The organism is Flavobacterium sp. (assembly GCF_029242675.1).
In the GTDB taxonomy this organism is placed as follows: Bacteria; Bacteroidota; Bacteroidia; order Flavobacteriales; family Flavobacteriaceae; genus Flavobacterium.
Map to the genome: position 1 here is coordinate 1 of NZ_JAQWTM010000040.1, position 19,128 is coordinate 19,128.

Below are 19,128 nucleotides of genomic sequence, written 5' to 3' on the forward strand. Positions count from 1 at the left end.
AGGGTGGTTTTGGGCTGATGTATTCTAAAGAGTTGGTAGCCTTGCATGGCGGCACTATGCTATTCGAATCAGGTTTAAATCAAGGTACAACAGTTGTTATTTATGTGTAAATAAGCAGCATAAATTTATTTAAAAAATTGTTTATTTCTATAATCTTCAGGTGTTTCGTTCCTATTTTTTTTAAATGCTACAAAAAAATTACTGTAATTTTTAAAACCAAGCTCAAGCGCAATTTGATTCATAGGGATCTCTGGATTTTTAAGTAAGGATAAGGACCGCTCTATTTTTAGTGCAATGACGTATTGGTATGGACTAAAAAGTAAATACTTCATAAAAATCCTTCTAAAATTTCGTTGTTCCCAGTTGGTTAATGCAACGAGTTGATTTACTTCAATCTTTTTGTCTAAATTTTGGTCGATGTAAGTAATAACCTGCTGCAATACAAATGGTATGTGGTTGTTGTTGCTTGTAAAATTTTTGCTTGTTATTTCTATATTTCTATATTTAAAATTACTAATTACAATGGCAACCGTTGTAGTTAGGTCTATTGGTTTAAATGGTTTTACTAAAAAACCGTAAGGTCGTGTCGCTTTTACCCGCTCTATATTTTCAGGATCAGTGCAAGAGGAAACATATATAAAAGGTGTTGTCCCTAGTTCTAATAAATAATTCCCAATATCAACTCCGTCCTTTTTTTTATTGAGTTGTATGTCTATTAAAACAAGTATTGGTTGCAATTCATTTATTGCAACTAGGGCTTGTTCATAAGTAGCCACGCCAGTAATTACCTCAAACGCTTCTTTGGTGAGAATGGTTTGCATATAATTTGCATTCTCGGGATTGTCCTCAACTAGTATTATTGTTTTTTTATTCATTTTGGTCTTAGTGGTTTTTGCAACCTAATGTACTAGATTTTATTGATTAAAGCAATTTTAATACATTAAGTGCCTATTTATGGTAATTTAATGTCCAAAATAAATATGTAGTTGCCGTTTGCGATATTTAAGCACTTTTTTATTGTGTTATATTTGTTAAATAATTCTTAATATTAATGTTGAAGCAGACGTGTTTCTTTTAATTATTTTGCAATTATTGATGGTGTAACCCGAAAAACCAATGAAAGAGTAGGGAAATTTAATAATTATATTATGAATAAGAGAAAAATTGTAATGGTATTCTTTTTATTTGCGTCGCTATTGCAGGTAAGCTGTGCTACTAGCGATTTAGAAACAAAAGATTTGTTATCTACACATGAGCGAGAGAGCGAAACTGGAATTTACGAAGATTTGACATACGTTATAAATGGTAAAACGCTAACTACGTTAGAAGAAAAACAAGACGCAGTTAAAAATGCATTTCATGTTCATTTTGATTTTCCCAATAACAGAGCGGTAATTAGTAAAACAGAAAAAGATTTAGAACTATACTTGAAAACCAATAGTGAATTTAGTTCCTATTATAAAAAAACTGGTTTACCAGAACAAGGCACAAGTTTGTCAAACACAGCAAAGACTGCATTGATAACTGATAGTTGGACATTACCAAATGGTCTTCGCCATGAGCAATTGAATTATAATCATAAATTATATTTTATGTTTGTTTGGAGAAGTGCTACAACTGCAGTAGTTCACCATTTTATCGGTAATACTGGCAATCAGCCAAATCTTTACAATGGCATACCTACTAAGCAAATGATCACAGGTAATGGTTCAAATATGGATGATATCCAAACTCAATTAAATTTAGTAAATTATTATCAAAATTTTCCAGCTAGCCAAAGAAGTTTTATGCTAAGAAATTCCAATAAATCGATTAGTCAGTCGGTAACTTTTGAGAGCAGGTATGTAGGGGAATGTAATGCTTGTGCCGGGCAAGGAGCAACTTATAGCTTAGGAACAAACAGACATCGTTACATTTACATCGCATTTGTTCCAAAAAGAATGATATTTTAAACCAAATAAATCTCAATCACATGAAAAAAATAATTTTACTAGTATTAACAAGTTGTACACTGTTAATCTCCAATTCTTCTAACGCAAGAACATCTGGTATCACTCCGCAAGAGGAACTGGTTACTAAAATGTCTACAGACATAAATGTACAAAAATTATTAATCAATAAATTTAAAGTGAGGTATTTAAATAATTTCATGAAAGCGAATGCAGTAACTGTAAACGAAAGCGAAAAAGCGTACCTAACAGACTTCAACTCAGCAACCAATGAATTCGCCGTTAAGATGCGAATTGATTATCCTGAGTTATTACAGTATAATGTGGATACACAGAAAGCTATATTAACCAAAGTTATTGAAAATAATGCGGGGACCATCGTTAAGGTTTTAGAATGTATGGGAGCAACATTGACGGGGTATGCTGCCTGTATGGGAGTTGGTGTTTTTGCTCCAAAATTGTATGTTTATCTTTTTTGCTCGACTGCAGCTGTCGCAGGAGATGCATTAGTTGTAGCTTCTACTGATGGTGCTGCGGTACCTCTTGCTACAGAAGCTGTAGCTGCTGAATTGGATCTTTGTGCTACTATGGCTGGTATGCAAGGTGGTAATGCAGTAAAATGTACAAGAGCAACCATGGTTGGTATTTTTGCTTGTGTTGGTGCTGTAGTAGGTATACCAGTTATTGAAGACGCTATAAAAACTGTTATAACTCAAAATTAATTTTTTTTGTACTCTAGCTGTTTTTATTACATTCTTATATTAAACAAAAAGGTAGTCTTTTATTGACCGCCTTTTTGTTTATGTGAACGTATTACTTTAATAATAATTTGTAGAAATACATAAACGTAGTCAACACTGCGCTTGATAGTTACTACAGTGTTTTTTCAGGGGGTCAATAAAAACGATACGATTTGAAAGGCGAAATTGTCGCTCCCACGAAATAGCTAGTCGCATTCTCTAAACTGTGAAAATAATTATAACCAGCTTTAGCGCCAATCGAAATTCCAGGTAAGAATCGGGTAGTGGCGTAATTGGTTATTATGGGTTCGTTTTTATCAAAAATAATTGCAGTTCTACTTTTGGTATTCACTTTATGAAAGTTTTTATTGAATTTCATGGAGTATTTTACAAAGCCTTTCGTACTGTCTTTTTCGGTAACATTTTTTTGTTCGCTTCCGGGTAAATAAATATTTTTAAAGGTTAAAAAGATTTGTTTTTGTTTGATGATGGTATCCAAGCAACTTACTGTTGGCACTTCGTCTTTGGGACAAATAGGACATTTGGGATACATGTCCTCTACTTTAAAAGTTTTTTTATCGAACATGTCGGGAATATCCGTCTCTAACCGAATCATTCTCGCTGGACCTTCGCCGTTATTTTGAAATCGTGTTTTGAAATTTACTTTTCTAAAACGCACTAGCCTGTAATTTAAAAAGCTACCATTAGATCCCATTTTGTTGGGATCATGAGAGGTTACAATTTCCATTTCAAGATTAACTACTTTGTGGTTTTTAAAACTTCGATTTGGGACAAATATACCGCGCATGGTGACGGTGGCACTGGTGTCTTTGATCATTTCAGGAGTTGTTTTTAAAGTGTAAAACACATTACGAGTTTCTTTTGGGTTGGCTCCTTCAAATTCTAAAATGGATACATTTTTATACATCGCATACGAATTGCGTAAGGTCGCATCTAAATCAATTTGGGTAGTTGTGGTTTCGTATTTTTTGGCTGTAGCCAAAGATGAACTTGCATTCGATGCTAAATAAGAATGGGAGTCTTCGACAGCATCCACTGATGCTATAGTGTTTTCTTGTACTTCACTTTCGCCTGCATAGGTTCGAACGTTGGAGAATTCAAAATTGTTGTTTTTAAATTGTTTTTCGTTGTAAAACAGATACAGTTTCCCGTCGGATACGTAGTTCTCTAGGTTTTGGTAGCTAACAATGACTACTATTTCTTGATCAGGTATGGGATCACAATTTTTTTGAATGGTGAATCCATTTTGATTTTCGATAGACGCTATTTCATTGTATTTCTCATCTGATATTTCGTTTACAACTACTTTTTTAGGACGTGTGGCTGGAGGTTTCCCGTTGTCATAATTATTAGTCACGGATAGTTGGGTGGTATAAGTCCCTTTGTTTCTATATACATGTTTAGGCTCTGCTTCTTTACTGTAGTGCCCATCGCCTAATTCCCATAAGTAGGAATAACTTGGTTTTGGTGCTCCTGAAATAGGTATAAGAGGCGGCGTAGTTGGTTTATAAGAAACCACATTTTTATTTTGATTGTAATTGATAGTTGCTCTACGCGTAATCGTGTCTTTGGCTTTTGATTGTGCTGGTGAAAATTGGAAATATAGGAAAATGAAAAGCACTAAAAGTTGTTTCATAACTAGATAGTTTTTAGCCCTGATAGTAGTGGCATCCTTTTTATTGAATCGTTTTTACGATACAATAAAAAGATATAACGGATAGCAGGATTAGCTCCTAAAAAGGAGAATACGAATACATTAAAGTACTAAATGTAAAAAAAAGCGATGAACAAATCACCGCTTTAGTTAAAAATATGTTATTTCTTTTATTGAATTGCATTGATTGCTGCTATGAGTTGCCCTTCGGTTCCAACTATTGTTTCAGCTAAAGTGAATGTATATACATCATTTGCTTGAACTGTTACCGCTTTGATAGCGTATCTCCATTGCCCATTATCTTCTGTTGCGAAAATCACATGGCAAGCTAATCCAATTGGGATTTGGCCATAATGCTCACTAAATTGTGCTGTAGTAGAGTTATAGGTGTCTAATTTGGCTAATGCATTTTGACCTTCACCATCATATGATAGGTAAATAGCGGAGTTGGTATCGTCGTATCCTGTAGGAGCTTCCACTAAAATAGTAGTTTTGGGTCTTGGGTCGCTCATAAAACGGTCAACGTTTGTCCATCCAAAAGTTCCAAAAGTCATATTATAATTGGTGTGATTAAATCCAACATTTCCTCGTTCTGGCCCAAATCCAGCATTTAAAGGTAAGGGTGTAGGTTGTTCCCAAACTAGATTTTCTTCATCATTCGTGTTGCCTGTCCAAAATACCATTCCGGTGTCAACAGTCCCTGTTAAATGAGCAGGAATTTGAAGTTGAATTACTCCCGTTGAAACTAAAGCTACTCCTGCTTGTGAGGCGCTTATGAAAAATTCGCCACCTGATTTCAATATGCTTTTATTGCCATTAGCCATAAGTCCTATAGTTGGTTTGTTGGTAACAAGCATAGTTCCTTTATCGAAAAATTCAATATAAGTAATATCAATGGCTCCAGTTACGGGGTTTCCATTTTTAGTAAGGGCGTTACCGTTTAAAGTGATGATGACTCCTTTTGCTGATGTTAGAGTGATTGTTCCGGCTCCAGCAGTAGCGTTAAAGTTTTGTGTTTGATGCTCTAGGGCCGTTTCTCTAATGGCTGCAAATTTTGCTGCTGTTGGTTTTAGATTGGAGATTTCCTCTTTGTTACAGCTTACTAAAGTAATTGTAGCAAGAAGTAAAAGAGCAGCATTTTTCAGATTTTGTACCGGGTTTTTTAATTTTTGTGTTTTCATGATTTCTAGTGTTTTTAATAGTTGTTTTTTAAATTTTTTGGTTTTTATTATTAATATGATATTGTTTTTATTGAAAGATGATATCAATGTAGGGGATTCCAAAAGAAGGTAGCGGACCGCCTGTACCGTAAAAATTAGATCCAGTAATTTGCATAAAGGCGCCTGTTGTGATTGATGCTGATGGTAAGCCACCAGTATTGTATCGACATATTCTACCAATAGTATTTCCAATATTGCCTAAATAGTTAGAAGCTATTCTTTTAATGGTATAGGAATGGCCGTTTTGTAAAACTACTGTAGCGCCAGTTGGAGTAACGTAATCAGTAAAAGCCGAATTAAATAGATGATTACCAGAGTAAACTACCATGCTCGCAGTATTGTCATAAATTTCGATCGTGTAGGCAACGTTTGCAGCGAATAAGTTCGCGTTTCCTTGGTAGCCTATTTTACAAATATTTTTGTTTGCTAACATGGTAAATGTGTATTCATGTGTGGTTAGATCCATGGTAACATAATCATCGTGCATGGGAACACTAGTTAGAATGTTGTTGAAAAGCGTTTGAAAATCAGAACCAGTAGTGCTACATGCTGATGGTGTTGGCGGTGGCGTGCAGCTAAAAGTAAGAGTAAGAAGTCCCAGTGCTACAATTGATTTTGAAGCGTTGTTTAATTTTGTGAAAATGTTTTTTAGTGTTTTCATGATTTCTATTTTTTAGAGTAATGGTTAAACTTGATTTATATAGTTATATCAATCAGGTTTGTTTTTTGTTACCCCTTAATTTCAATTATTTTGTTTTTTTTATCTTGTGCTTCCGGGATTTTTTTGAGTACTAGAATTTAGCAGCCTGTGTTTTGTAAAAAGGGAATATTAGACGTTTATGTAAAAGCAAAAAGCGGTGAAAATTTCACCGCTTTTTAATTTGAATTATATTATTGTTTTATTGTGGGCAAATTACTTTTACCTCAGTTCTTCGGTTGGCTTGGTGTTCTACTTCTGAGCATTCAACGCCATCAGCGCAACGGTTTAGTAATTTAGATTCTCCATATCCTTTTCCAGTTAAACGTGCTCTTGAGATTCCTTGAGAAGTGATGTAGTCTACTGCTGCATCAGCTCTATATTGTGATAACGTTTGATTGTAAGCATTTGAAGCTCTTGAATCAGTGTGTGACGATAGCTCTACTTTAACCGCTGGGTTGTCATTCATAAATTGTACTAATCGATCCAATTCAGGTTTTGCATCTTCTCTAATAAAGAATTTACCTAGGTCATAATGAATGTTTTTTAATGCTATTGCAGTTCCACAATCAGCAGCATCCATACATATTTCTAATTGAATGAATAATGTTTTATTACGATCATAGTCTTTGGTAAGGATAGTCATCGTTTGAGATAAATAATTTTCTTTTTTACCATAAATACTGTAGTTGGTGTTTTGTAATGCTTGAAATGAAAATTCGCCTTTTTGATTGGTATTACTATTTTTCTGCATTGCTGATTGGTTGTTTTTAAGTACAATAGTTACTCCATCGATAGCAATATTAGTGTTACATATTACTGCTTTTCCTTTGATGATAAAATTGCTGTCAGCATATAAAACATCTTTTATTAGTGTTTTGTCATTTGTAAATTCCGATTTCTTAGCCGTGTTACCCTCAAGTGCCACTTCGTTGTACATCCCTTCAATTGTATAGTCGTTAGGTAAAAGATCACAGAATTGTACTACTCCAAAGGCATCCGTTTTAGCTGTTTTTAGGACGATTCCTTTTGAATCTTTGATCGATACATCGGTATTTGGTAAAATCTCATTTGTGAATTTATCTTTAGCCGTAGTTTGAATACAATATTTCTTTTCTACTGGAGCTATTTTAGTTTCTTCAACAATTTCTTTTGGTGCTTTTTTTGATGGTCCAAAACGGTAGGTTAATCCACCAAAAGCGGCAATAGAAGATAAATCGATTTTTTGTCTCAAATCAGTTGAGTTGGCAGTTCCCGGCCTGTTGTCACGAATGATTTGCTGGTTGTTAAACGCATTAATCGTGTTGTTTTGACCACCTGAAGTTTGTACTTGTGTCGCAGTAGTTCCAGCTTCATAATAATAAACTTGTTGTGTGCTTCCTGCAGCTAAATATCCTTTGCTTACAAGTATTTCGTTTTTAGCTGATTCTTGTGCACCACCAAAATAGTGCATGTAATACGCTCCTGCATGTATCCCCCAGTGTTGGTTAAAGAAGTAGGTGAATCGAGCTTGTCCTTTTCCGGCTAATAGATTTTGTTTGTCCCATCCCGAGTGGTAGGTAAGCACATCTACACTTCCGGTTTTTCTCTTTGCTTCGACCAATATTTCTCCACCATCGATAGTTCCTAAACCAGCAAGTAAAGATAGTTCAGCTTGAAACTTATTGTTTTTACTTAGGTGTCTAAAAGAAGGTCCTGCTCCTACAAACATTCTAGTAATATCGTTTTTTGTAACGGTCAAATCTGTGTACGGTTCCGCTACTGCTGTGGCCGTGTTGCTGATATAAAATGGATCAGTGATGTTGCTTTTGGGACTATTTTTGATGTAGTCAAAGTCGGTTTGTAATCCAAACCATTTCCAATAATGGTTTATAGAGACACCGCCCATTACGCCTCCTTTATAATCAATGTACTTAAAATCTTCTTTATAGGAAGGGAAATCATATCCCGCTCTAGTTGAAAATTGCCATTCTGTTTTTTGAGCTACTTTGTCAGCTACTTTTGAAACTTGTGCTTTTGTGTTTTGGAATCCCATTCCGATTAAAAGCATTGCTAAAATAATTTTGAAATTTGTTTTCATGGTGTACGTTTTTATTTGGTTGTTGTTTTTTTTACTATATCAATTTTGGTTTTGAATTGTTACCCCCTTTTTTTGTTTTTTTACCGGGTGATAATTTTCCAAATTACTTTGGTGAAATAGCGTCTTATTTTTTTGATATACTTTTTCATGTTTTTATTAATAATGAATTGGTATTGGTTTTATACTACTATATCAATTTTGGTTTTGAATTGTTACCCCTTGTTTTCTATTTTTTTTTACATGGTGATAATTTTTTGAATTCAACCTGCGAACGAGTAGCTGCTTTTTTGATTTTCTATTTCATATTTTCAGTTTTGTAATGAACATGCATTTGATTTATAGTACTATATCAATATGGTTTTAGAATTGTTACCCCTTAAATAGAAAAATATTTGATTTTCTTTTTTTACATTAGCCAATAAAATTTTTGCTATGGACAAAACGATACTGCATCCCGACCAATCCTATATTGATGGACTTGCTAACAATAATTCGGCAGTAATTCAATCCATATATAAAAAGTTTGTTCCCAAGGTGGTTTCCTATATAAGGAACAACTCGGGCGATGAGGATCAAGCGCAAGACGTTGTTCAGGAGATAATGATCTTGTTATTTAATCAAGCCAAAGCCAAAAGTTTACAGTTAACTTGCCCTTTTGATGCCTACTTTTTTTTATTGTGCAAAAGGAAATGGCTGAACGAACTGAAAAAAGCGTCTAACAAAGGGGTAACAATAAACGAGGATCAACCATCTATTAATGAATCCACTACAGATATGGTTGCCGAAACTGAATTATTCGAAGAGAAGCAACAATTGTTTGATGCCATGTTCCAGAAGTTAGGCGAAAAATGCCAGGAAGTATTAAAGCTTAGTTTTACCATTAAATCGATGGAAGAGGTGGCTGAGAAACTCAACGTTACTTACGGATATGTGCGCAAGAAAAAATCTTTGTGTACGGGGCAATTAACGCAGTGGATTCAGGAAAATAGTCGCTTTAAATCTTTAAAACTTACCTAGCCATGAACGAAGAAAACTACCTAGTTTTCGATCAATACCTACAAGGGGAATTGTCGGACGCAGACAAAATAAATTTTGAAAAAGAGTTGATCCAGAATCAGGAGTTGGCTGCTGCATTTGCTAGTTTCCAGCAAGTAAATGAGCAGTTGGAGGTTAAGTTTGGCCTTGAGAAGGAAAGAAATGCTTTTGTAGAGACCTTAAAAGCGGTGTCCAAAGATCATTTTAAGGAACCAAAAAAGAAAGTAGTACAGTTCAAACCTTGGATGTACATGGCTGCAGCCTCTGTTGCTTTGCTTTTTGGAGTATATGTTTTTAATTCTAATTCACATCCAGCATTTGAGGATTACAATCAATACGAAAACGCCTATTTTACTGAGCGAGCTGATGCTGATGTAAAAGCGAAACAGTTAGAAACAGCCTTTAATGCTAAAAAATACGAAGAGGCAATTCCGCTTTTTGAAGTTGTTTTAAAACAAAAGAACACGGTTGAGCTACAGTATTATTATGGAGTTGCTTTGTTAGAAACAAATAAAATTAAAGAAGCCGACCTTATTTTTAATGATATAAAATCAGGAAACTCTATTTATAAAAATAAAGCTATTTGGAGCTTGGCGCTGTCGAAGTTAAAACAAAAAGAGTATGCAGCATGCAAGTCCATTTTATTGACTATTCCTCAAGATTATGAAAATTATGAGCAGGTTGAAAAATTATTGAAAAAGTTAGATTAAATTTCTGGTTCATCAACTTAGGATGCACCAAGACTTAAGAGAGTTGCGTAAGAAATGTTAGTTTTCTTAGGTTTCCTTTTAGATGTCTTGGTGCATTTTTTGCGTAATAGTTGTAAATTTGACGCTTCAAATACAGTATAATGATAATTACCGATACGCACACCCATTTATATTCCGAAGAGTTTAACGAAGACCGCAACGAAATGATTCAAAGAGCTATTGACGCGGGCGTTTCACGGTTTTTTATTCCGGCGATCGATTCGACTTTTACACAAAGTATGTACGAACTGGAACGTAATTACCCAGAAAACATGTTCTTGATGATGGGATTACATCCCACGCATGTAAAAGACAATTATCTTGACGAATTGCAGCATGTCGAGGAAGAATTGGCAAAAAGGAAATTCTACGCTATAGGCGAAATTGGGATCGATTTGTATTGGGATAAAACACATTTACAAGAGCAACAAGATGCTTTTAGAAAGCAAATCCAATTAGCTAAAAAATATAAATTACCAATCGTTATTCACGGTAGAGACGCATTTGATGAGATTTTCGCTATTTTAGAAGAAGAAAAATCGGCGGATTTATACGGAATATTTCATTGTTTTTCAGGGAACTATGAGCAAGCGTTACAAGCGATCTCTTATAATATGAAATTAGGAATTGGTGGTGTTGTAACTTTTAAAAATGGTAAGATAGATCAGTTTTTGGACCAAATCGACTTGAAGCACATTGTGTTAGAGACGGATGCGCCATATTTAGCTCCTGTTCCTTTTCGAGGCAAACGCAATGAGAGTAGTTACCTCGTAAATGTTGTAGATAAATTAGCATCTATCTATAGTGTTTCGCCTGCTGAAATCGCAGCAATTACCACTGAAAACTCTAAAGCTGTTTTTGGCATTTGAGAGGGTAATTAGCTAGAAATTAATATTTTTTTTGTTCATTTGTGACCTAAAATAACCAATAATGCAAAAATTTGATGCCATCAGACCCTTTTATGATTCTGAAATAAATGAGGCCATTTTAAATGTAAAAAACCATCCGATGATGAAGGCGATGATGGGTTTTACCTTTCCTGAAGTCGATGAGTCGGTTTGGAAAGAGCAGCTTTCAAAAACACATTCCATTCGCGATTTCCAATGTAATTTTATATACCATACCATCCAAAAAGTTTTAGAGAACAGTTCTGATGGCTTAACAACCTCAGGTTTCGAAAAACTAGAAAAAGGGGAGTCTTATCTTTTTGTTTCCAACCATAGGGATATCGTTTTAGATACTACCTTATTAAATGTGTCTTTATTTGAACATGGGTTAGTGATGACCGCATCAGCCATTGGAGACAATCTAGTACAAAAAGATTTCTTGAATGTATTGGCCAAAATGAACCGTAATTTCTTGGTTCAACGAGGTTTGTCACCAAGGGAAATGTTAACAAGCTCAAAAACTTTATCAGAATACATTGGGCATTTAATTCAGCATGAAAATCGTTCTGTTTGGATCGCGCAACGCGAAGGAAGAACTAAAGATGGTAATGATGCTACTAATCCCGGAGTATTGAAAATGCTCGCTATGGGATCTGATGAAGCAAATTTAATGGACTATTTCAAAAAGCTGAAAATAGTTCCTGTTGCTATATCCTACGAATATGATCCTACTGATGTTTTGAAAATCCCACAATTACTGGCAGAGACCAACAACGAAGTTTATGTGAAAGAAAAGAACGAGGACTTCATGACCTTACTAAGTGGAATTATGGGGCCGAAAAAACGCATTCACATTCACATTGGTGACGTATTAGATCAGGAAATTAGCAAAATACAAGCTGAGGTAGATAATAATAATAAGCAAATTCAGGCCTTAGCGCAAGTGATTGACGATTCCATTTTGCAATCGTATAAATTATGGCCAACGAATTATATCGCTTACGATATAGTCAATAAAGGTACAACCTACGCTGATCGCTATACCGAAAGCGAAAAGTCCCTTTTTGAGCGTAGACTCGAAATGCGAATTGATGCCGAAAACCCAGTTGCTTTACAGGGTTTACTGGATATGTATGCAAATCCAGTAGTTAATCAATTAAAGTACAGCAATGAGCTCAAAAGCTAAAATATTACTGCTATACACTGGTGGAACCATCGGTATGAGTAAAGACTTTGAAACGGGGGCGCTAAAAGCGTTTAATTTCAATAAGTTGTTACAACGAATCCCTGAACTTAAACAATTAGATTGCGAGATAGAGACGCTTTCGTTTGAAGATCCTATTGATTCATCGAATATGAACCCTGCAGAATGGGCAAAGATAGCGACGGCAATTGAATCTAATTACGAGCGGTTTAATGGTTTTGTGGTCTTACATGGTTCGGATACGATGTCTTATTCCGCTTCAGCATTGAGTTTTATGTTAGAGAATTTAGCCAAGCCAGTTATTTTTACGGGTTCACAATTGCCCATTGGAGACTTGCGTACGGATGCTAAAGAAAATTTAATAACCGCCATTCAAATTGCTTCCTTACAAGAAAATAATGCGCCGGTTATTAGTGAAGTTTGCCTCTATTTTGAATACAAACTGTATAGAGGAAACCGAACCACGAAAATAAATGCCGAACATTTTAAAGCGTTTACCTCACCTAATTACCCACACTTAATAGAGTCAGGTGTTCATTTAAAAAAGTGGCCCGAATTATTTTTACCACAAAAAGATCCGGCCAAGTTAATGGTTCACAAAGTGTTGGATTCTAATGTAGTCATCATAAAAATATTCCCTGGTATAAGCCAAATGGTGGTGGCAGCAATACTAAATATTGCGAACTTAAAAGGAGTTATATTGGAAACCTATGGCTCGGGTAATGCACCTACTGAGGATTGGTTTATATCATTGTTGACTAAAGCCATTCAAAATGGTTTGCACATTATTAATGTAACCCAATGTTCCGGAGGCAGTGTTAATATGGGGCAATATGAAACGAGTACTTCATTAAAAGAAATAGGAGTTATCTCTGGAAAAGACATCACTACGGAGGCTGCAATTACCAAGTTAATGTATTTATTGCAACAAGATATTGCACCTGAGCAGTTCAAGGAGGTTTTTGAAAGTCCGTTGCGAGGTGAGATGATATAATAATTAGAAATTGCTTTTGTAAGTCAGTTTTTTTAGTGTTATTTGCAAACCAAAATAGAGAGGTGGCCGAGTGGCTGAAGGCGCACGCTTGGAAAGCGTGTATATGGCAACATATCGAGGGTTCGAATCCCTTTCTCTCTGCAAAGAAATAATGCTTCCTGAAAGGGGAGCATTTTTTGTTTTATGGCGTGTCAAACTTTTTAGTTTGGCTAAGCTATAAAACAAAAAAGGTTCAGGCATGGAATGCCAAGCATTATTTCTTTGTGAGACGCCCCTTAGTGGGATCAACGAAGTTAATCCTTTTCCTTCTCTGCAAACATATAATTTCTCTTGAAAGGGGAATATTATTGTTTTAGCTTTTAGAATAATTTGTTTAACATAATAAAATTTTAAAAATTGGCTGATTTCAATTCAATTTAATTGTGAATCTGACAGGACAAAACTACAGCAATAGTATGCTATAATTGTAGTGTATATTTGTAGTAAATTGATGCGAAAAACGATATATATTTAGAGGATTTTTGAAATAGCAAAACGTTTAACTTTGTAAGTTTAAAGATATTAAAAAAAAACTAAATAAGTTATAAAAATTTGATTAATTTTGTGGGAAATTAGGATATGTATTTTCATTATTCCAATTTCGTTTGTTATAGATCCTTGTGATTGGTGCTAAATTAAAGAATCTTGTTACTCTATGCTGGTTGCTGATTTTCAATCATCTGATCAATTAAGTGGGCTAATTGGTATTACATTATAATTTAGAAGTATACATGAAGAAGTTTTGATTTATACAGTATCGAAATGTCTTATCAATACTATAATTAGTCTAACATACGATGATTAAAAAAATTACTATATTTCTAGCTTTATTCTGTTTTATACTTTCTACTTTGGCTAATGAAGCACATGCTAATAGCCCGATAAATCCGCCCAAAACAGTACATTCAACTCCTAAAATTAATTCGCCACTAAACAGTGTTGTTCTGCTAACTAGCGGTGATTTCAATACCGACGCTGCTTTCGATGAAAAAAATATCAGTAAACTTTTTATCAATGATGATCCCACTAATGATAAGATTTTAGAGGCAAAAGCAGTCATGGACGAATTAGAGGCAAGTCAAAATTTTATCGATTTGGTGTCTCCCAATAATTTGGTTTCGCTACCAATAGGTATAAAGAAAAAGATAGGAAACGTCACCTATACTTTAGGAATAAGCAAAGCTCGTTTTACGCCGGAATATACCGAAATTTCAGCCTTCGTTAAAATAACGATACAACAGTCAGACGCTAATGGTAAGCAAAAGCAACTTTTTTTTGGTGCTGAGAATATTAAATTATCTCACAAAGGAGGGATTTATGGTGAAGCTAATTTAGTACTACTTGGAGATATGCCCATTTCTTTTAATGGAGGAAAAACGATGGTGATTCTTAAAGGTGGTCTAGATATGAAAACCGGTGATATTACCAAGCAAACCTATGTAACCATTGACTGTAGTGGGTTTAAGGATTTAGGGATTTCAGCAGATGTAGTTTTTTCTAGAGACATGCTAGAGCCCTTAGACAAAAATTATCGTGTAATCCCTAAGAAGGAAATTGAAGATAGTGGCTATCTCAATACGCTGGTTACAGGTCACTTTAAGACGGTGGTGAGTGACTGGAGTGATATTCTAGTAGAAATAGATTTGCCTGCCTTTCAAATAACTAAGGAAGGAAGCACGGATGGAATAGGTAAGGCAGGGCTAATCTTTGAAGTAAATAAGGCAGTGTTTGATTTTAGTGATATTCGTAATTCACCAGATGTCGTCTTTCCTGCAGGATATCAAAAGTATCTCATTCCCGGTAATGAGCAGTTGTGGAGGGGAGTATATGTTAAATCATTAAAAGTCCTTTTGCCAGAACAATTTAAAAAAAGAAACAGTAAAGAAAGGATAGTTTTTACTGCTGCAGATCTTCTTATTGATGGGCTTGGTGTATCAGGTAAGTTTGCAGTTGATAATATTTTGCCTCTTAGTGAGGGTGATGCCTCAAAGTGGCAGTTCTCCGTTGACCATATTGAAGCTGCTTTTGAGACAAATAGCTTGGTAGCAGCTAACTTTAACGGAAAAATAGTACTGCCCATTACTAGGGAAATTAGTAAAGACGAATTAGCAAATAAAGACGGTGCTGAAGTTAAAGAAAAAGCACTGATATATAGGTCATTAATAGATCCAGTTAATGATGAGTATCTATTGAAAGTTACTTCAAACAGTGCCATATCTTTTAATGTTTTCCAAGCTAAAGCGATCTTAACTGCTGATTCTTATGTTGAATTAAAAGTTAAAGATAAGAAGTTTAGACCTAAGGCCGTACTTCATGGTAGTCTAGAAATTCAAGCTAGCAATTCAAAAACAGACACCACAAAAAAAACAGTTGATTTTAAGGGAGTAACTTTTCAAAATTTACAACTTCAAACAGAAAGTCCTTATTTTGAAGTCGATTATTTAGGGTATGAAGGCGAAGTTAAATTTGCAAATTTCCCAGTTACAATTTCAGAAATAGGTTTAACGGCTAATGATACCGAAGCTTCTCTCCATTTTGCAGTAGATGTAAATATGATGGACAAAGGTTTTGCCGGAGGAACATCTTTATCTGTTATTGGTAGCTTTAAGGAAGACCAAGGTTTAAGTCGCTGGAAATATGATCGGGTTAAGATTGATCGGATTTCTATTGAGGCAGATCTAGGGGCAATAAAAATGAAAGGATTTGTAGATATAAAAGATAACGATCCTGTTTATGGTAATGGATTTTATGGGCAATTAGACGCTGACTTCAATAGCATTAAAGTTACAGCATCTGCTTGGTTTGGTAAAACTGACTTTAGATACTGGTACGTAGATGCATATGCCGATTTATCAAATTCTCCAGCTAAGGTTTATATTGGTCCAGCAATAGTTAACGGTTTTGGTGGAGGAGCATATTATAAAATGACAAAAAAAGTAGGTGAAACGGCAGCAGGAGTGCCTTCAGGATTATCTTATGTTCCAGATGTCAATTCAGGATTAGGCTTCAGAGCATTGGTAGGGTTCGCATTAGCAAATGAGAAAGCTTTTAATGGTAAAGTGGGATTCGAAATGGCTTTCAATGGACATGGTGGATTGAATAGAGTTTCTTTCTTTGGAGAAGGGCATATTGTGAAAGCATTGGATTTTAAATTTGGAGATAAATTCAAAGAGAAGTTGGCTAAGATGGAGGAGAAGATTAATGCTTTAGGTGCCAATAATAGTGCAATAAATAAACTAAAAGAAAGTAACCTAGTTGAATATAGCAAAGTTGCGTTTCCTCAAGAAGGATTAACCTTCGATATAGGAATTGATGCTAATTTTTCTATGGAAATGGATTTTGCAAATCATGTTTTCCATAGTGAAATGGAGATTTTTGTCAATACGCCAGGAGGATTGTTTCAGGGTGTAGGGCCTAAAGGTAGGGCTGGGTGGGCAGTATTTCACGCAGCACCAGATGAATGGTATTTACATGTAGGAACGCCCTCAGATAGAGTTGGTTTGAAATTAGGTATAGGGAGCTTTGCTCTTGAGGCCTCTTCTTATTTAATGATTGGGGACAATATTCCAGGTAGTCCACCTCCACCCGCCGTAGTAGCAGAAATTCTAGGTGTAGATATGCAATCTTTAGATTATATGCGTGATTTAAATGCCTTAGGTAACGGTCGAGGTTTTGCATTTGGTATGAATTTAAGCTTGGATACTGGAGATATGTCATTTTTGGTCTTTTATGCTCGTTTTCAAGCTGGACTAGGTTTTGATATTATGATAAAGGACTATGGAGAAGCAGCTTGTGAAGGTAGCGGACCAATAGGAATCGATGGCTGGTATGCAAATGGTCAAGCTTATGCCTATTTACAAGGAGAGTTGGGAATCAAGGTTAAAATATTATTTGTCAAAAAGAAAATTCCAATCATTAAAGCTGGTGCAGCAGTTTTGATGCAAGCAAAATTACCTAATCCGGCTTGGTTTAGAGGATACATGGGAGGATATTTTAATCTTTTAGGAGGTCTGGTCAAAGGGCGTTTTAGATTTAAAATAGAGTTGGGTAAAGAATGCGAACTAGTGGGTGGGTCTGCTTTAGGTGGCATGAAAATTATTTCAGATGTTAATCCAGAAGAGGGTAGTAGTGATGTAGATGTATTTGCCGTACCTCAAGTGGTATTTAATATGCGTGTAGATACACCATTTGAATTAGAAGATGACAAAGGAATTAAGACCTACCGAATTTTACTAGATAAATACACAGTAGCAAGTAATGGGAAAGCTATTGAAGGAACAATTGTATGGAATGAAAGTAAGGATGCGGCTAATTTCGTTTCTAAAGATGTTCTACCACAAAACAGCCCTATTGCTGTTAGTGTAGCAGTAAGTTTCCAAGAAAAGCAAGGGCAAAACTGGATCACATTACAAGAAAATGGACAGGTGGCAAAAGAAGTAAAGGACATTATGTTTACTACTGGTGAGGCCCCTAAAACAATTCCTCTAACTAATATCGAATATGCTTATCCTGTTGTTGATCAAGAATATTTCTATCAAGCAGAGCGCAACAGTGGTTATGTGAAATTGAAACGTGGTCAAGGTTATTTATTTCAACCAAGCTCTTCGTGGTCACAAGAGCTTTCTTTTGAGAGTGAAGGTAGTATCATTAAGTCTTCTGCGCTTTCTTATGATGAGAGTAAGGACTTAGTGCAATTTAATTTTTCGAAAATGAATAATAATAAAAAATATACACTGAAAGTAGTTAGTTCGCCTCCAGCTGAAACGAACAGCACAGGACCAAAAGAAGTAAACTATACGTCTACTAATACTGGTCAAGAAGGAAATACTATAGAGGTTAAAAATCGTCAAGCCGAAGCAGTTGTTCAAGAAGGTACTACTGTAGATGTGCTTGTATATGATTTTACAACTAGTGCTTACAACACATTTGCTGAAAAAATTGAAGACAAACGCGTTAAGAAAAATTTGTTGGAACCAATATATTCTGATGTGCATGCTATTCAAACCGATGTAAAGTCATCTGAAAGGTTTTCATTGTCAGAACTAGTAGGAAGTCCTACTACAGCATCGGTTCCATTAGTGTCTGCCGAGGCGGTTTTAGATGATGGTTACTATATTGACAGTATTTATCCATTGATCTATCAAGGATATCCGCTTAAGCCCCAATTTACTTTTGATAGAAACACAGACCTATTGGGTATTGTCCCTAAAAAAGCTATTGATATATTAACCTGGTATGCTAGTTATTTAGAGAACAATCCCACGTATTCACTATTAGATACGAGGATGCCTTATCGATATAATTTGCCTTTCTATTATAAGCAAGATTTTATGGATGTACAGTATAAAATAATTAACACCTACTTGAATAACGCAGATCAATATCAACAAGAAGTTCAAAAATACAAGTACATTATTAACGGTATATTTCCATCTATTAAAAGAGGGGATTACAAAGTGAAGATGCAATATGTTTTACCAGGAAATATTAAAGGGAGCTCGGCTATATTTACGTATACCAATCCGTACTAAAATTAGGTAAATAGAGAAAACAAAATAAAAGCGTAATCGCAATATGATATGAATTTAAATTTAAAAAATAGAAGCTTTTTTATACTACTAATTATCGCTTGTTATTTTGTAACGCCAAGTGTTAGTTCACAAACAGCTGACTCACTAATCGTTCAAGATCCACAAATCATGGTTACGGCTAGGCCGCAACAAGATGGTAAGATCATGTTGAGATGGGCGGTTACAACGGCTAAGGCATGGCGAAAATTAAATATTTATGGTTACGAGCTGAAACGTTACACTATTATTCGTGATAAAATAACGCTACAGCAGCCCGTTGAGAAGAAGA

At 35.1% G+C, this 19,128-nt stretch carries 14 protein-coding genes and 1 tRNA gene; 10 read left to right on the top strand and 5 right to left on the bottom strand.

The features are described 5' to 3' along the window. Window positions 1–125 precede the first annotated feature (125 nt). Window positions 126–875: a DNA-binding response regulator gene (locus P8M54_RS01675; RefSeq protein WP_300284301.1), complete on the bottom strand. Its 750-nt coding sequence runs from the start codon at window positions 873–875 to the stop codon at window positions 126–128. Between the two features lie 273 nt (window positions 876–1,148). Between P8M54_RS01675 and P8M54_RS01680 the strand changes: the two genes are divergently transcribed. Both P8M54_RS01680 and P8M54_RS01685 read left to right on the top strand, forming a co-directional pair. Next, window positions 1,149–1,952, top strand: coding sequence for a hypothetical protein (locus P8M54_RS01680; RefSeq protein WP_300284303.1), 804 nt, complete (start codon window positions 1,149–1,151; stop codon window positions 1,950–1,952). A 20-nt stretch (window positions 1,953–1,972) separates the two neighbouring features. Beyond that, on the top strand, window positions 1,973–2,671 hold the full coding sequence (locus P8M54_RS01685) for a hypothetical protein (protein WP_300284305.1): 699 nt from the start codon (window positions 1,973–1,975) through the stop codon (window positions 2,669–2,671). Between the two features lie 172 nt (window positions 2,672–2,843). Here P8M54_RS01685 and P8M54_RS01690 read toward each other — a convergent pair whose 3' ends face one another. The 4 genes from P8M54_RS01690 to P8M54_RS01705 all read right to left on the bottom strand — a co-directional run bounded on the left by P8M54_RS01690 (window position 2,844) and on the right by P8M54_RS01705 (window position 8,361). Continuing rightward, entirely contained in the window at window positions 2,844–4,346 is a 1,503-nt protein-coding gene (locus tag P8M54_RS01690) for a PKD domain-containing protein (RefSeq protein WP_300284306.1), read from the bottom strand. Window positions 4,347–4,534: 188 nt separating this feature from the next. Then, window positions 4,535–5,545 carry a hypothetical protein gene (locus P8M54_RS01695; RefSeq protein ID WP_300284308.1) on the bottom strand — a complete coding sequence of 337 codons (1,011 nt, stop codon included), beginning with the start codon at window positions 5,543–5,545 and terminating at the stop codon, window positions 4,535–4,537. A 67-nt stretch (window positions 5,546–5,612) separates the two neighbouring features. Further along, window positions 5,613–6,245, bottom strand: coding sequence for a hypothetical protein (locus P8M54_RS01700; RefSeq protein ID WP_300284310.1), 633 nt, complete (start codon window positions 6,243–6,245; stop codon window positions 5,613–5,615). 238 nt (window positions 6,246–6,483) lie between these two features. After that, window positions 6,484–8,361: an OmpA family protein gene (locus P8M54_RS01705; RefSeq protein WP_300284312.1), complete on the bottom strand. Its 1,878-nt coding sequence runs from the start codon at window positions 8,359–8,361 to the stop codon at window positions 6,484–6,486. Window positions 8,362–8,793: 432 nt separating this feature from the next. Between P8M54_RS01705 and P8M54_RS01710 the strand changes: the two genes are divergently transcribed. The 8 genes from P8M54_RS01710 to P8M54_RS01745 form a co-directional block, all read left to right on the top strand. Next, complete coding sequence (locus P8M54_RS01710; protein ID WP_300284314.1) at window positions 8,794–9,378, top strand: sigma-70 family RNA polymerase sigma factor; 585 nt, start codon at window positions 8,794–8,796, stop codon at window positions 9,376–9,378. 2 nt (window positions 9,379–9,380) lie between these two features. Next, window positions 9,381–10,106, top strand: a complete 726-nt coding sequence (locus tag P8M54_RS01715) for a tetratricopeptide repeat protein (RefSeq protein WP_300284316.1) — start codon at window positions 9,381–9,383, stop codon at window positions 10,104–10,106. A 140-nt stretch (window positions 10,107–10,246) separates the two neighbouring features. Beyond that, window positions 10,247–11,014 (top strand): TatD family hydrolase, encoded by a 768-nt coding sequence (locus P8M54_RS01720; RefSeq protein WP_300284318.1) that lies wholly within the window; start codon window positions 10,247–10,249, stop codon window positions 11,012–11,014. 61 nt (window positions 11,015–11,075) lie between these two features. After that, window positions 11,076–12,218 carry a 1-acyl-sn-glycerol-3-phosphate acyltransferase gene (locus tag P8M54_RS01725; protein WP_300284320.1) on the top strand — a complete coding sequence of 381 codons (1,143 nt, stop codon included), beginning with the start codon at window positions 11,076–11,078 and terminating at the stop codon, window positions 12,216–12,218. Next, the gene (locus tag P8M54_RS01730; RefSeq protein ID WP_300284322.1) at window positions 12,202–13,230 is read left to right on the top strand and encodes an asparaginase; all 1,029 of its coding nucleotides are present in this window, start codon (window positions 12,202–12,204) and stop codon (window positions 13,228–13,230) included. The genes P8M54_RS01725 and P8M54_RS01730 overlap by 17 nt, the downstream gene beginning before the upstream one ends. Window positions 13,231–13,286: 56 nt before the next feature. Beyond that, window positions 13,287–13,371: transfer RNA gene (locus P8M54_RS01735), tRNA-Ser, on the top strand. A 695-nt stretch (window positions 13,372–14,066) separates the two neighbouring features. After that, entirely contained in the window at window positions 14,067–18,800 is a 4,734-nt protein-coding gene (locus P8M54_RS01740; protein WP_300284324.1) for a hypothetical protein, read from the top strand. A gap of 48 nt (window positions 18,801–18,848) precedes the next feature. Beyond that, window positions 18,849–19,128: hypothetical protein (locus tag P8M54_RS01745; protein WP_300284327.1), on the top strand; the 280-nt coding region annotated here is incomplete at its 3' end.

Excerpts from the sequence above, each read along its gene's own strand:
- P8M54_RS01680 (WP_300284303.1), top strand. The coding sequence starts at position 1,149 with ATGAATAAGAGAAAAATTGTAATGGTATTCTTTTTATTTGCGTCGCTA.
- P8M54_RS01675 (WP_300284301.1), bottom strand. The coding sequence starts at position 875 with ATGAATAAAAAAACAATAATACTAGTTGAGGACAATCCCGAGAATGCA.
- P8M54_RS01715 (WP_300284316.1), top strand. The coding sequence starts at position 9,381 with ATGAACGAAGAAAACTACCTAGTTTTCGATCAATACCTACAAGGGGAA.
- P8M54_RS01730 (WP_300284322.1), top strand. The coding sequence starts at position 12,202 with ATGAGCTCAAAAGCTAAAATATTACTGCTATACACTGGTGGAACCATC.
- P8M54_RS01740 (WP_300284324.1), top strand. The coding sequence starts at position 14,067 with ATGATTAAAAAAATTACTATATTTCTAGCTTTATTCTGTTTTATACTT.
- P8M54_RS01695 (WP_300284308.1), bottom strand. The coding sequence starts at position 5,545 with ATGAAAACACAAAAATTAAAAAACCCGGTACAAAATCTGAAAAATGCT.
- P8M54_RS01685 (WP_300284305.1), top strand. The coding sequence starts at position 1,973 with ATGAAAAAAATAATTTTACTAGTATTAACAAGTTGTACACTGTTAATC.
- P8M54_RS01725 (WP_300284320.1), top strand. The coding sequence starts at position 11,076 with ATGCAAAAATTTGATGCCATCAGACCCTTTTATGATTCTGAAATAAAT.
- P8M54_RS01705 (WP_300284312.1), bottom strand. The coding sequence starts at position 8,361 with ATGAAAACAAATTTCAAAATTATTTTAGCAATGCTTTTAATCGGAATG.
- P8M54_RS01720 (WP_300284318.1), top strand. The coding sequence starts at position 10,247 with ATGATAATTACCGATACGCACACCCATTTATATTCCGAAGAGTTTAAC.
- P8M54_RS01700 (WP_300284310.1), bottom strand. The coding sequence starts at position 6,245 with ATGAAAACACTAAAAAACATTTTCACAAAATTAAACAACGCTTCAAAA.
- P8M54_RS01710 (WP_300284314.1), top strand. The coding sequence starts at position 8,794 with ATGGACAAAACGATACTGCATCCCGACCAATCCTATATTGATGGACTT.
- P8M54_RS01690 (WP_300284306.1), bottom strand. The coding sequence starts at position 4,346 with ATGAAACAACTTTTAGTGCTTTTCATTTTCCTATATTTCCAATTTTCA.